Here is a 13,591-nt window from a genome sequence, read left to right on the forward strand (position 1 = left end):
TTATTAAAGCTTTTATTGCCATGGCATATAAATTGGTTTTCTAGGAAAGTTAACCCTTAAAAACCAATTTATTATGAAAAAATCAATATTGCTAATCATCATTTTATTTCTAAATTTTAGCGCTACAAAAGCCTGCGATAAATGCAGTTCCTACAATAACAATGATTTTAAAATAAAATCGGCCACAATAACTCATAAAGCAGATTTAGGTCTTACGGTTTGGGACATTAAAGTAGAAGGAACTGCAGGAAAAACAATGCCTAAACCAGTTGGCCAGTTAAATGGTGCGCCAGTTTTGGCCTATGTTTTTCCGACTACTTTAAAATCTTCTGATATTGGTTTCGGTCAAGCCGAAGGAATAGTAGCACTTGCGCTTACTTCTCATCCTGATTTTGAAGACACTCCGCTTTGGGATGAAAATCTTGACGGAAACTATCTAAATGACGGTTTAATCTGGCATGCACACTGGGTTTTGTTAGTTGAAAACAAACGTGTTGCCGGCGGACTTTCGGTTAGAGAATTTACAAAAGGAGATCCAAATGTGGTTCTTCCTCCAACAAATCCTGGAATGGCAATGTATATGGATAGTCCTGGTTTTAATATCGTGGCTAAAGGAAATTCTATAAAAGTAATCGTGCCCGATTTTAGAATCAACAACAAAACCAATTTTAAGTTTGATGCTGTCAGCTGCTATATGGAAGTTAGCACTGGCACTGGCGGTTCGCATGATTCTGAAGGCTCTAAGCCAATGCTCGGGGTATACAAAGTTTACACTGTTGCCAGCGGAAATCTTTCATTGCCTTATTCTGTAAAATAAAACATAATCCTAAAGCTTAAACACAATGAAAAAATCAATTCTCTTAAAAATGATCTTTATTCCTTATATAATTTTAAACACTTTAACAACAAAAGGTTATGCGCAAGGCGATTATGCTACAGACCCGCATTTGACTCCAGCCGTAAAAGCCTTTTTAAAACCTCTAAATTCTGGAGGAGCTCCATTAGAATCGCTTCCGGTTGCAGATGCCCGAAATGTATTGGTTGGCGCACAAAATGCTTTTAAAGTTGATTTGTCTGGAATTGAAGAATCTGAAAAAGAAATTACAGCTGACGGTTATAAAATCAAGCTGAATATTGTTCGTCCCGCTGGCGCGAAAGGAAAACTGCCTGTTTTTATGTTCATTCATGGCGGTGGTTGGGTGCTGGGCGATTATCCTACGCACAAAAGAATGGTTAGAGATTTAAGCGTTTTAACGGGTTATGTGGGCGTTTTTGTCAATTATTCTCTGGCTCCAGAACACAAATATCCTCAGCCTATAAACGAGGTTTATGCAACTGCAAAATGGATTTCGGCGCATGGAAGCGAAATCAATGTGGATGGAAGCAAATTAGGAATCGTGGGCAATAGTGCAGGTGGAAATCTGGCTACAGCGAGTGCTTTGATGGCTAAAGAAAAAGGAACGCCACTCTATAAAGTGCAGATTCTTTTCTGGCCTGTAACCGATGCCAATTTTGAAACAGAATCGTATAAACTATATGGCAAACAGCGCTTTCTGACCGATTCTTTAATGAAATGGATGTGGGATCAATACGTAGATCCTTCCAAAAGAAAAGAAATATACGCTTCGCCACTGCAAGCCAATTTATCTCAGCTGAAAGGTCTTCCTCCTACTTTGATTCAAGTTGCCGAAAATGATATTTTGAGAGATGAAGGAGAAGCTTACGGACGTAAATTGAGTGATGCTGGAGTTGTCGTTACAACTGTTCGCTACAACGACGTCATTCACGATTTCGGGTTATTGAATGGTTTAGCTGAAATTCCGCAGACAAAAGCACTTTTTATTCAAGCCGCAGCAGAACTTAAAAAGTATTTGAAGTAAGATTAATTCTTGAATAAAACAAACATAACAATCTGTAATTAAATATTTTACAAGAAAATAAATTTGTAAATTTAATTCTCAAAAACAATAAAAAGAAGTCGTTATGCTTGTACAAGAAAAAACTGGATTGATTGTAATTGATGTTCAAGGAAAATTGGCCCGAATGGTGCACAACAGCGAAAAGCTGACCGTTAATTTGGAAAAACTTATCCGAGGCTGTCAATTACTTTCAATTCCGATAATTTGGGCCGAACAAAACCCAAAAGGACTTGGCGCAACGATACCTGAATTAGAAAAGCTATTTCAGGATCAGAAGCCAATTGAGAAGTTTTCTTTCAATGCATTGGATAACGAAACTTTTAAACAGGCGATTATAGATTCTGGTAGAAAGCAGTGGCTAATCTGCGGTATAGAAGCTCATATCTGTGTGTATCAAACGGCAATAGGATTACTGGCCTATAATTTTGAAGTCGAAGTTGTAGCCAATTGTATTTCTTCCAGATCAGAGGAAAGCATTGTAATTGCTTTGCAAAAACTGCAGCACAAAGGAGCTTCAGTAACCAATGTCGAAATGTGCCTTTATGAACTTGTAAAAGATTCGAGACGGGAAATTTTTAAAGAAATTCTAACATTAATCAAATAAAAAGAATCATGTCAAAATCGAAAACTATTGTACTCATTCATGGAAATTTTGTGAACGACAAAACGTGGACAGAATGGAAAAAGTACTATGAACAAAAAGGATATACGGTTTATACTCCCGCAAATCCAGGACACGAAGGTGTTCCTGCCGAATTGAGAGCAAGAGTGCATCCTGATCTTACCAAAACTGGATTTATAGATATTGTTACGGCCATCAGCAAATTAATAGACAGTTTACCCGAAAAGCCTTTGGTAATAGGGCATTCCATGGCTGGCATGGCTACTTTAAAACTGATTGAATTAGGTAAAGCAGCAGCTGGAGTAAGCATTGATGGAGCGCCTCCAAAAAATGTGTTTCCGCCATTTCAAACCTTAAAAACAGTAATACCGGCTTTTGGCTTTTTCTCTACAAGCAAATATTTTATGGGAAGCAGAAAATGGTATGATTATGCTTTTTTTAATACCATTCCGGAATCGCAAAAAAGCATTGCTTTTGAGAAATTCGCAGTGCCTGAAAGCTATAAAGTCAGCAGAGAATTGGTTTTGAATTCTTTCTCTAATATCAATTTCAAAAAACCGCACGAACCTATTTTGTTTATTGGCGGCGGAAACGACCATATCTTCCCTCCTAATTTAACAGAGACAATTGCCAGCCGATATAAAGAAAATGCAGGTCGTGTCGATCTAAAAATATTTGATGGCAAAAGCCATTTTATTTGCGGAGAACCAGGTTGGGAAAGTGTTGCCGATTATATTTTAGATTGGTATGAATCGTTATAGAAATTATATATTTCGACTTTAAAAAATATATAAAAATGCTAGATCTTTTGGATTTAGCATTTTTAATTTTCTTTCAAACCATCATTCTGATTAAGATTGCTGCTCCCTTTTTATTTCTTCAATTCCGTTTCTATAACTTGTTACAGCAAAATCTGGAAAACGCTTTCTAAATTTTGAATCATCAAAAACATTGGCATGCTCATATCTTGGAAGCAATTCTTGGAGTTCTTTTGCTTGTTTACTGAAAAATGCACCAATGGTAAAAACAAACTTTGGAATAACTTTATATTTTAGTTCTCTCCCATATATTTCAGAAGCTAAGGCAATGAATTCTTTATAATTAAGATGGCTTTCATCGACTGGCAAATGCCAAGTCTGCACAAAAGCATCTGGTGTATTGCCTATTAAAGCTGTGGCACGGCTTGCGTCTGGTGTCCAAATTAGACTTCTTTTTTTAGAGTCTTTCAAAGGAACTTTTAGTTTTTTATTTTTTTTAATAGCATTAAAGATTAAAGTATTGGTAATGCTCTGCGTTTTGGCAGGTCCATAAAATTCAGGTGCACGACAGATTACGCCTTCCAATTGTCCCGCTTTTATTTCGCTTAGCACCATTTCTGCCATTTCTTTTCTAATTTCTCCCTTTCTGCCGACAGGTTCAAAGGCCGTTTCTTCGGTAAGCACTCTGCTGTCTTGTGGATACATATAGGTATTATCAAAAAAGACCAATTTCGTTTTATTGATTTTACAGGCTTCAATAACATTTCTTAAAATCAGCACAAACTGTTTTTCCCATAAGTCAGTATCCATCGGAAGTCCTAATGTAAAATAAGCTATTTCACTACCTTTGACGGCTTCTATTGCTTTTTCTTTAATGGTTAAATCTGCCGAAAAAACGGAATCTGTATCATTTACTTTTTGTGCTTTACGGCTTACAATTCGTATATCTGAGGTATAATTTCTTTTTAATTCTCTTGCCAATTCTTCTCCAATCTGTCCGTTGGCTCCTAATATAGTTTGCATACTGCTTAACTTTTTAAATTGCTTTGTTTTTTCTGACACTTGTATTTACTGTAGAAATTGTAGCAAGTCTCATAAACTCTAACTCATTTATATTCTACTTTATTGCTATTCTAGAACCTATAAATCAGTTAATTTATTTCTAAATTACAACAAAAAAACATACCATTTTTTCTGTGTTTATTATTAGTAAAATCGGAGAAAGTTTTGTTACTGAATTCTATAACTTTTTTTACTTCTTTTAGATCCTGATATACCTTTTGGGTAGTACACCAAACAAATAAGCGTCATAAATGTGATTGAAAAAATCATGGTTTATATTTTCCTATTTGCAAAGGAAATTATTTCGCTAAGACGAAAATTGAAAAATAACGAGTAACTTGTTTTTAATACTTTTAACTTTGGAGGTAAAAAACTGCATTATCCAATCTAAAACATGAGCCTGAATCATATTGAAATACATAAGGACGAAATGAAAACTATTGGAATAGATGTTATTCCAATTGGAGCATTTTCAGAGAAAGCTCAGTCGCCTCATCGCGATGACCATTATATGTTTATTGTACTGACTCAGGGAGTTTTTGAATTGGAACTGGACTTCAAACACATTACAATGTCCAATCATTGCGCCTATTATGTAGCGCCTGGACAAGTTCATTCTTATATCAATCAAAATAACTGTAAGGGATGGTATCTTTTTATGGATTCGCTTTTAATTTCTGAGAAATATACCCAAATCTTAAACACTAATTTAAATAGCAAACAGGGAATTCAACTGACATCGGATAATTTGTTGTTTTCTGCTGTTCCGTTGCTTGAAAATTTGCTCAAACAGAAAAAAGAATTCTTTCAGGATCAGACTGAATATTCGCTAACCGATACTATTTTGGGATTTTTTATTGGCGCTCTTATACAAGAAGACTCGGATAAAGAGCTTATTGGCAGACAAAAGTATCAGACCGTTAATATGTTTAAACAGCTTTTACAATCCCGATATAAAGAAAATAAAAAAGTAAAAGATTATGCAAGTCTCTTAAATATAACTCCATTGTACTTAAATGAGATTGTAAAACAAGTTACAGGCTTCACCGTAAGTTATTGGATACAACAGACGATTGCATTGGAAGCTAAACGTTTATTGTATTATACAGAATTGGATATCAAACAAATTGCTTTTGAATTAGGTTATGAAGATCATGCTTACTTTTCTCGTTTTATGAAAAAGAACATTGGCATGACTTCATCTGAATTTAGATTAAAAAACCATGATTTGTCCAATAACAGCCCTGTTATAGATAACCATTAAAACTTATAGCAGATATAATTTTGTCTTTGTAAAATTATTAATATACAAAGTAAAATTATGACAGAAAGTACAACTACAAACAGTACTCCCAAACTAAATCCTGAATCGATTACCAAACTTTTAATTCCTATTGTTATAACAGTTTTGGCAGTTTATACCACAATTGGTATTTCTCTAGGCATACTTCCAAAATTTATAAAACAAGAATTAGGATTTGACAATCTTGCCGTTGGATTAGTTATTGGTTTACAAGCATTGGCAACACTGCTTACACGAGCTTATGCAGGAAAGACAACAGATGTTCTGGGGGCAAAAATCAGTACAACACGAGGCATTTTACTGGTTTTATCTGCTGGTGCCTTATATATGTGCGCTTGCTCTGCAGTCTCAATTCCTTTATTATCGCTTTCTTTATTGCTATTATCCAGAATCGTTCACGGAATAGCCGAGAGTTTTCTCGTGACGGGAATGCTTACTTGGGGAATCGGACTTTTAGGACAGCAGAATTCTGGTAAAGTAATGACATGGAACGGAATTGCGATGTATGCCGGAATTGCAATTGGCGCGCCTTTTAGCCTGTGGATTGTCCAATTTGGAACTATAGTGACCTTTTCTTCAATCCTACTTTTAGCTTTTATAAGTTGGATAGCTTCCAAAGGATTGCCTATAGTTCCTGTACACAAAGGACATTTAAGAACTCCTTTTTATAAAGTAATCGGAAAAGTATTTCCGCAAGGAATTGCACTGGCCTTCTCTTCTATTGCTTTTGCGTGTATTGCATCGTTTATCGCTTTATTATTCAGCCAGAAAAACTGGAATGGTGCTTCTCTTGGATTTCTATTTTTTGGAGGTTCTTATATTTTAACCCGCGTCTTTTTCTCTTCTTATCCTGATCGTTTTGGCGGGTTTAAAGTTGCTATGATTTCTATCTTGATTGAGATTGCAGGTCAGTTATGTATAGGTTTATCTACTAACGGCTGGACAGCTATTTTAGGATGTACTCTAACCGGAATTGGATTTTCCCTTGTTTTTCCATCTTTAGGCGTACTGGCGATACAAAAAATAACGCCTCAAATGAGAGGAACAGCTTTAGGCGCTTATGCGGCTTTCTTCGATCTTTCGTTAGGAATTGCCGGACCAACGGCAGGTTTAATTGCGGGATGGTTCAGTTACCAATCCATCTACTTTTTTGGAGCATTTAGCTGTGTTATTGCCATTGCAAGCCTTCTTCAATCGGAGCGAAAAGAAATTCAGGCAATTGTAAACTAAAACATCAAAATAATTATGGATAAACTAATACGAAATATTGCGCGATCTATTTTTGTGGTAAAAGAAAAGGCGTTTCTTACTCCACATTACATCAGAATAACTTTTAAAATGTCTGACGCACAAGTAGATATATTTCAGAATATGCGTTCTGGAAGTAATAATAAAATTTATATACCCTCTGAACAAGCAACGTATTGCACAGATTATGACGAATCAATCTGGAATTCTAGCTTTTTCGTCGCGACACGAACCTACACCACGCGAAATATTGATTTAATTAATAAAACAATACAAATCGATTTTGTTGCACATGGCGATAATGGACCTGCTTCTAAATGGGCAGAAAATGCTAAATCGGGAGATTTTCTTGGAATTGCCATGAAAGAAAGTCAAAAACCACTTGTTCTTATTGCTGAAAACTATTTTATTGCTGGAGATGCTACTGCAATTCCAGTTATTTCAGCTATTTTAGAAACTTTGCCTTCATCTGCAAATGTTATGCTTTTGCTCGAAGTGAATTCTTATCGAGATACGTTTGTTCTGCATACCAAAGCCAATCTCAATGTAAAATGGATCTATAATTCTTCACCATTAAATGGAAGTCGATTGGCAGAAGAATGTATTGCTTTATTAGCGGAAGAAAAACAACAATATGTATTTGCTGCGGCAGAATTTGAAACGATTAAGAAAATAAGAAAACATCTAAAAGAAGAGCTTCAATTGGAACGTGACTGTTTTCATGCTGTTTCATACTGGAAACGCGGAAGTTCTGAAGAAGAATCAAATCAGGAAAGACAAAAACAACGAATAGAATAATGCAAAAGCCCTGTATCAAATAAGATACAGGGCTTTTTTTGACTCAAAAAAACAACAACATTTTTTATTTTACATCAAACCATAATTTGGTTGTCAATAAATCTTTTCCTTGTTCCGCTACAGCTGCTTGGTAACTAGCACCATTTAAAGACTGTTCTGTACCAGGATAGAAAAGACGCGAAGGAATTTTTCCGTCCAAAACAGTAGCAGGACCAGCTGTAAGAACTGGATAATCCAATCTTCTCCATTCTGTAAAAGCATCTAAACCTTGTCCGAAAAAAGAAATCCATTTTTGCGTACCAATAGATTTAGCATAATTTGATGCATCATATTTCACACTTGCTTGATCTAAATAAGTTGAAATAGTAGTCGAATTAGTAATTCCAAACTGATTCAAAGATGCTGTAATAGCATTTTTATAATACTGTTCTGCATCTCCCGAAATATATCCGCGGGCTGCGGCTTCTGCAAGATTAAACAATGTTTCTGAATAAGAAGCAATTACAGCTGGAGAAGCCGATGTCAAGAAATAAGTTCCAGGTTTTGATGTTTTAGCAAAACCTTGGCTATTAGCATCACTATTTGATAATCCGTTTGCACCTCCAACATATTTCCCTACAGTTGCATCTGAAGGCAATTGTGCAAAAACAGGCAAACGAGGATCTGACAATGCATATAATTGATCGACCATAGTTTTTGAAATACGGAAATCATCTCTAGTTTCAAACCAAGCCGAAGCTGGATTTTGCTGTGGTGAACTGGTATAAACAAATTGGAAGGTTTCGGCGTTGCTGCCAATTAATCCTCCTGCATCGCTTGTAGCATCTATAGCAGCTTGTTTTGCCAAACCTGGCTCTTTGTCTGAAATTCTCAGCGCAATACGCAAACGAAGTGAGTTTACCAGTTTTTTCCATTTCAAGATATCGCCTTTGTAAGCCAAATCACCTGTAACAGAACCATTTGCTGGATTTAACAAAGATTGCGCTTGTTTTAAATCATCAAGCAATCCTGTGTATACTTCTTTTTGTGTGCTATAGGCAGGCGTTACGTTTTGACCCGCTTCTTTGTACGGAATGCTTCCGTAAGCATCTGTCAGTAATAAAAAGGTCCATGAACGCAACGTTAAGGCGATACCTTTATAGTTAGAGTTTGCCTGAGCATCTGGAAATTTTATAATCGTATTCAAATCTGTAATTAGAGTCGAATATCCCTTATCCCACAATGACGTGAAAGAAGCATTAGAAACATCGTAACGATCTGGTTCTGTATATTGAATTTTAGCCCAATGCTGCACAAACAGCAAAGTCGAGTTAAAGTTATTTGCATCACCCCAGTACAAATCGGCACTTTGCTTTAAGGTACCTGTTAAAAGATACGGTGCAAGAGGGGTTTCAGTTGCATTTGGATTTTTATTAATATCGTCCAAAGTATCACTGCAAGAGCTCAGTGTCAATGCAAACAGTATTGTATATGATAGTTTTTTTAGCATGATTCCGAGTTTTTAAAATTTAACGTTAAGGTTTAAACTGAAATTTCTAGTTGTTGGTAAAGCCAAACTTTCCAATCCTTGCGCATTTCCAGTATTGAAAGCCGTTTCAGGGTCAATATTTGGAGCATCTTTGTAAATAAAGAATAAGTTACGGCCGGCAGCGGTAACGCTTGCTCCTTCTAATCCTAGTTTTTTAATCAGCTTTTTATTAAAATTATAAGTAAGTTTTATCTCTCTCATTTTTACGAAAGTTGAACTATAGATGTAAGCTTCACTAATATTGTATGATGCTTTATAATATTCTTGTGCGCTAATCACTTTATTATTAGGAGTTCCGTCTGCAAACACACCTCCGAAAATCATTCCATCATCATAAATCGTTGCACCACCTGGAGCTGCTCCGCCTGTTACCAAAGTTTTCGGATTAGCGGTATTGTTTCCTGGATAATAGTAGCTTAAACCTCCGTTTTCAGCACCACGTCCTGGAAGAGTCTGTGCTAAAACTCCTGTATAGTTACCTGTTCTGTTTGTTCCTGAGAAAAGTTCTCCACCAACACTAGCATCAACAAGGAACGAAAGCTCAAGATTTTTGTAAGTCAAAGTATTCGTAAGACCAGCTAAATAATCTGGAGTATAATGTCCTAATACTTTTTTTGTCGGATCTGCTTTTGGAAGACCATTTGCTCCTACCACAATATTTCCGCTTGCATCACGCTCGTAAGCTGTTCCGTACAGTGCTCCATAAGCTTGCCCTACAGATGCCAATACATCTACACCTCCAGAAGAACCAATCGTATAGTTTTTAATATCTCCTGCGTAATCTAGAATTTCTACTTTACTTTTGTTTTTAGAATAATTTACAGCAACATTCCACTTAAAGTTTTCTGTTTGCACAGGATTTCCGTCTAACTGTATTTCAATACCTTGGTTATTAATTTTACCTGCATTGATTAACTGCGAAGTGTAACCGCTTGCTGCTGTAGTTTTGATTTCTAAAATCTGGTCAAAACTATTGGTATTGTAATACGCGATATCAAAATGAAGTCTGTTTTTCCAGAAAGAAGCTTCACCACCTATTTCAGTAGAACGTGTCGTTTCTGGCTTCAAATTTTCATTCAGTTTTCTTTGAGAAGAAGTCTGGATCGGATTTCCGTCAAATGCAGTTTGGAAATTATAAACTGTAGCCAATTGGTACGGATCTGCATCGTTACCTACTTCAGACCATCCTCCACGAAGCTTTAAGAAATCTAATGTACTGCTCTTAATATTTAATGCATCTGTTAAAACCACACTACCGTTAATAGATGGGTAGAAATAAGAACGATTGCTGCTTGGTAATGTAGAAGACCAGTCATTACGGGCCGTAACGTTCAAGAAAGCATAATTTCTAAAACCAAACTGAGCAGAAGCGTAAGCACTGTAAACTCTCAATCTAGATAATGAGTTTGATGATGTTAACGGATCTCTAGAGTTTGTTAAAGTATACAAATCTGGAACCGCTAAACGTGGCGCTTTCTGATAGTTGTTGGCATCGCTATGGTTACGAATGTTGAATCCCGCAAGTGCATCTACAGTAAAATCATCATTAAGCTGTTTTGTATATTGAAATATACCCTCAGTATTTTGCTCATTTACAGTGTAAGCATCTTCTGCGTACGATCCGAAAGGAGTTCCATTTGTACCATATTTAATAGTATATTTTCTTCTATCGTTATAATAATCAACTCCTGTACGGAATCTGAAGTTTAATCCTTCAGCCAATTTCGCGTCTAAATGGATCTCTCCAATTAAACGGTTACGCTGTTGGCTTGTTGTATTGTAATAGGCATTCCAATATGGGTTGCTGTAATAGCTGTTATTCCAGTTGGTATTTCTATCTTTTTCCAATTCATTAATATCAACCTGACGTCCGAACCAAAGAAACTGAAGCATTACACCAGCCGCACGACCACCAGATGGACCACCTGGCAATTGAGGGGTATTTGTAGCGATATAATTGGCATTAACCCCAACTTTTACACTTTCAGAAATCTGATAATTAGTATTGATAGAAAAGTTGGTTTTGTTGATTTCACTGTTTGGTACAGTTCCAAGCTGTTTTTGATTGTTTACACCTAAACGGAAATCTGATTTGTCGTTAGCTTTTGCAATAGAAACACTATTATCGTAAGTAAGTCCTGTGTTGAAGAAATCTTTTACGTTATTTGGATGCGCAATAAAAGGAACTGCTTCTCCTTTAGAATAAAATTGTGGGATAAGGCGTCCGTCCATTCTTGGTCCCCAGCTTTCATCAACACCATCATTAACTCCTCCACCTTTTCCGTCTACATAGCTGAATCTTCCGTTAGATCCTTGTCCAAAAGTGTTCTGGAAAGAAGGCAAAGTAGCCACTTGAGAAACAGTTAGACCTGTATTAAAAGTAACACCAAATCCTCCTTTTTGTCCTTTTCCTGATTTTGTTGTAATAAGTACAACACCATGAGCAGCACGCGATCCGTAAAGAGCAGCAGCATTTGGCCCTTTTAAAACAGTCAAAGTTTCAATATCCTGCGGATTCAAATCGGCAATTGCATTTCTGAAATCACGAGTAGCTCCACCAAAATTCAATTGTGAGTTATCTACAGGAACACCGTCTACCACAAAAAGCGGTTGGTTGTTTCCTGCAATAGAGGTTTCTCCACGAATAATAATACGAGAAGATCCCATATCTCCTTGTGAATTGGTAATACGCACACCCGCTACTTTACCAGAAAGCGCATTCAAGAAGTTGGTTTCTTTGGTAGTCGCCAATTCTTTTCCTTTTACTGATTGAGTTGTATATCCTAAAGATTTCTTTTCTTTTGAAATTCCAAGTGCTGTAACCACCACTTCAGATAAAGCGTTTTGTTCTTCGGTAAGATCGATCGTAATATCGTTTTTGTTTACTACAACTTCTTGTTTTTTATATCCTAAATAACTAACTAAAAGTACATAAGGGAATTTTTGTCCTGTTTGGAAATAAAATTTTCCATCTGTATCTGTAATAACACCATGTGTAGTTCCTTGAATCGTTACCGAAGCCCCAATAATAGGCTCTTTTGTAACGGCATCGACAACTGTTCCTTCCAGTTTAGACTGAATTAGTGGCTTTGTTTCTTGAGCTTTAACTCCTATGGAAATCAAGAAAATACATAGCCAAGCATATCTTTTTAATTTTATTTTCATTACTTTGTTTTAGTTTAATAAATAAGGCGAGCTTAGAGCGCTTTGTGCTATTCTAGCTTTCCCTTTTAGAGATGACAATTTCTTTTTAAGCTTCTACCATTTCTGCTGCAACAGAAATGGTTTTTTCTTTTTATCTGCAACACATTCGTTTTTTCATTTTTACTTTTTTTTTTGGATTACTATTCTTTTAAATTGGCCTATAAAATTTTAACCCCTATTCGGGATTGTTGTACTTCTTAAAATTTATAATGAATTAAAAAAGAGGACTTTTAACCGTAGAATGCATAAGGACGAAAACTGCCAAATGCTTTTTGCTTATTTTGGAATGAAATATCGTGGTTCTAATCTCTGGCTTTTAACTTATATTTTAAACTCTACTAATTTGATAGAACAAAAGTAAATTAAAAATAGTATTCCCCAAATTTTAATTAAACTTTTTGCAAAAAAAATGTTAACCTTTTTAAACAGACGAGCATAAATAACTAAAAACAAATAAGTTATAAAAAATAGGCGTTTTTATGGTTTTATAAGAATTGTACTAAAATCTTAAAATTAGAAACCCTTTTCTGGCTATTTTAAATTCCAATTCAGGAAAGTTTAAACCAAAAAAAAACTCCAAGATCATAAGACCTTGGAGTTTCTATTTTTTGTATTTCTAACTTATTATAGCTCGTTGAATTCGTGTAGGGATTTCAATGTCGTTTCATAAAATAAAATGGCTGCAATAAGATTTCCTTTATCTGAGTAAGGCATCATTTTTCTTTGAAACTCTACTGTAGTATCTAAGAAACTAGTTGTACCTAACGCCTGACCATCTAAGATTTTTTTGTTGTCAGCCGTATCAGGAATACCTAGATCTGCCATTGTAACACCTGGTTTAGTAACCAAAGCAATGTAAGGAAGTGTTTTTACTAAAACTTTAATACGTTCAATGTACAATTCTAAAAGCTCTCCTTTTTGCATACCGCTTAATTCTTTTTGATCGTGGTATTTACGGATTAAAGCTGTTGTACTAATGATACTTCTTGGTGCGTTTTTTGCCTGTGCAGAAACAGCGGCAGTCGTCAAGAAGAAAAGTGCACATAATAAAATAATTTTACTCTTCATTTTCTTAATAGATTTGGTTCTTGAATAAAAACAAAAATATATAAATTAACTTAAAATGCAATTTTTAGAAGTCCTTTTTAC

The 13,591-nt window shown here is 35.6% G+C and carries 11 protein-coding genes; 7 read left to right on the forward strand and 4 right to left on the reverse strand.

Features of this window, described 5'->3' with window-relative positions; all coding sequences use genetic code 11:
- Positions 1 to 73 precede the first annotated feature (73 nt).
- The 4 genes from SOM12_RS12615 to SOM12_RS12630 all read left to right on the forward strand — a co-directional run bounded on the left by SOM12_RS12615 (position 74) and on the right by SOM12_RS12630 (position 3,302).
- Positions 74 to 817, forward strand: coding sequence for a hypothetical protein (locus SOM12_RS12615; protein ID WP_320493666.1), 744 nt, complete (start codon positions 74 to 76; stop codon positions 815 to 817).
- Between the two features lie 25 nt (positions 818 to 842).
- The gene (locus tag SOM12_RS12620) at positions 843 to 1,880 is read left to right on the forward strand and encodes an alpha/beta hydrolase (RefSeq protein ID WP_320493667.1); all 1,038 of its coding nucleotides are present in this window, start codon (positions 843 to 845) and stop codon (positions 1,878 to 1,880) included.
- 103 nt (positions 1,881 to 1,983) lie between these two features.
- Positions 1,984 to 2,523, forward strand: coding sequence for a hydrolase (locus tag SOM12_RS12625; RefSeq protein ID WP_320493668.1), 540 nt, complete (start codon positions 1,984 to 1,986; stop codon positions 2,521 to 2,523).
- A gap of 8 nt (positions 2,524 to 2,531) precedes the next feature.
- The gene (locus SOM12_RS12630) at positions 2,532 to 3,302 is read left to right on the forward strand and encodes an alpha/beta hydrolase (RefSeq protein ID WP_320493669.1); all 771 of its coding nucleotides are present in this window, start codon (positions 2,532 to 2,534) and stop codon (positions 3,300 to 3,302) included.
- 90 nt (positions 3,303 to 3,392) lie between these two features.
- Here the strand turns inward: SOM12_RS12630 and SOM12_RS12635 are convergent, their stop codons facing one another.
- Complete coding sequence (locus SOM12_RS12635) at positions 3,393 to 4,322, reverse strand: NAD-dependent epimerase/dehydratase family protein (RefSeq protein ID WP_320493670.1); 930 nt, start codon at positions 4,320 to 4,322, stop codon at positions 3,393 to 3,395.
- Between the two features lie 433 nt (positions 4,323 to 4,755).
- Here SOM12_RS12635 and SOM12_RS12640 point away from each other — a divergent pair, with 433 nt between their 5' ends.
- From SOM12_RS12640 to SOM12_RS12650, 3 genes are read left to right on the forward strand one after another with little or no spacing between them, the layout of a single operon-like run.
- Positions 4,756 to 5,625: a helix-turn-helix domain-containing protein gene (locus tag SOM12_RS12640; protein ID WP_320493671.1), complete on the forward strand. Its 870-nt coding sequence runs from the start codon at positions 4,756 to 4,758 to the stop codon at positions 5,623 to 5,625.
- Positions 5,626 to 5,682: 57 nt separating this feature from the next.
- The gene (locus tag SOM12_RS12645; protein ID WP_320493672.1) at positions 5,683 to 6,894 is read left to right on the forward strand and encodes an MFS transporter; all 1,212 of its coding nucleotides are present in this window, start codon (positions 5,683 to 5,685) and stop codon (positions 6,892 to 6,894) included.
- A gap of 15 nt (positions 6,895 to 6,909) precedes the next feature.
- Positions 6,910 to 7,710 carry a siderophore-interacting protein gene (locus SOM12_RS12650; RefSeq protein WP_320493673.1) on the forward strand — a complete coding sequence of 267 codons (801 nt, stop codon included), beginning with the start codon at positions 6,910 to 6,912 and terminating at the stop codon, positions 7,708 to 7,710.
- Positions 7,711 to 7,774: 64 nt separating this feature from the next.
- Here the strand turns inward: SOM12_RS12650 and SOM12_RS12655 are convergent, their stop codons facing one another.
- From SOM12_RS12655 to SOM12_RS12665, 3 genes are all read right to left on the reverse strand, one after another.
- Positions 7,775 to 9,199, reverse strand: a complete 1,425-nt coding sequence (locus SOM12_RS12655; RefSeq protein ID WP_320493674.1) for a SusD/RagB family nutrient-binding outer membrane lipoprotein — start codon at positions 9,197 to 9,199, stop codon at positions 7,775 to 7,777.
- A gap of 12 nt (positions 9,200 to 9,211) precedes the next feature.
- Positions 9,212 to 12,403 carry a SusC/RagA family TonB-linked outer membrane protein gene (locus tag SOM12_RS12660; RefSeq protein ID WP_320493675.1) on the reverse strand — a complete coding sequence of 1,064 codons (3,192 nt, stop codon included), beginning with the start codon at positions 12,401 to 12,403 and terminating at the stop codon, positions 9,212 to 9,214.
- Positions 12,404 to 13,066: 663 nt separating this feature from the next.
- Positions 13,067 to 13,510 carry a hypothetical protein gene (locus SOM12_RS12665; protein WP_095929165.1) on the reverse strand — a complete coding sequence of 148 codons (444 nt, stop codon included), beginning with the start codon at positions 13,508 to 13,510 and terminating at the stop codon, positions 13,067 to 13,069.
- Between the last annotated feature and the right edge of the window lie 81 nt (positions 13,511 to 13,591).

It is taken from the genome of Flavobacterium sp. CFBP9031, assembly GCF_034044945.1.
Classification (GTDB): Bacteria; Bacteroidota; Bacteroidia; order Flavobacteriales; family Flavobacteriaceae; genus Flavobacterium.

Excerpts from the sequence above, each read along its gene's own strand:
- SOM12_RS12625 (WP_320493668.1), top strand. The coding sequence starts at position 1,984 with ATGCTTGTACAAGAAAAAACTGGATTGATTGTAATTGATGTTCAAGGA.
- SOM12_RS12650 (WP_320493673.1), top strand. The coding sequence starts at position 6,910 with ATGGATAAACTAATACGAAATATTGCGCGATCTATTTTTGTGGTAAAA.
- SOM12_RS12630 (WP_320493669.1), top strand. The coding sequence starts at position 2,532 with ATGTCAAAATCGAAAACTATTGTACTCATTCATGGAAATTTTGTGAAC.
- SOM12_RS12620 (WP_320493667.1), top strand. The coding sequence starts at position 843 with ATGAAAAAATCAATTCTCTTAAAAATGATCTTTATTCCTTATATAATT.
- SOM12_RS12635 (WP_320493670.1), bottom strand. The coding sequence starts at position 4,322 with ATGCAAACTATATTAGGAGCCAACGGACAGATTGGAGAAGAATTGGCA.
- SOM12_RS12665 (WP_095929165.1), bottom strand. The coding sequence starts at position 13,510 with ATGAAGAGTAAAATTATTTTATTATGTGCACTTTTCTTCTTGACGACT.
- SOM12_RS12655 (WP_320493674.1), bottom strand. The coding sequence starts at position 9,199 with ATGCTAAAAAAACTATCATATACAATACTGTTTGCATTGACACTGAGC.
- SOM12_RS12660 (WP_320493675.1), bottom strand. The coding sequence starts at position 12,403 with ATGAAAATAAAATTAAAAAGATATGCTTGGCTATGTATTTTCTTGATT.
- SOM12_RS12645 (WP_320493672.1), top strand. The coding sequence starts at position 5,683 with ATGACAGAAAGTACAACTACAAACAGTACTCCCAAACTAAATCCTGAA.
- SOM12_RS12640 (WP_320493671.1), top strand. The coding sequence starts at position 4,756 with ATGAGCCTGAATCATATTGAAATACATAAGGACGAAATGAAAACTATT.
- SOM12_RS12615 (WP_320493666.1), top strand. The coding sequence starts at position 74 with ATGAAAAAATCAATATTGCTAATCATCATTTTATTTCTAAATTTTAGC.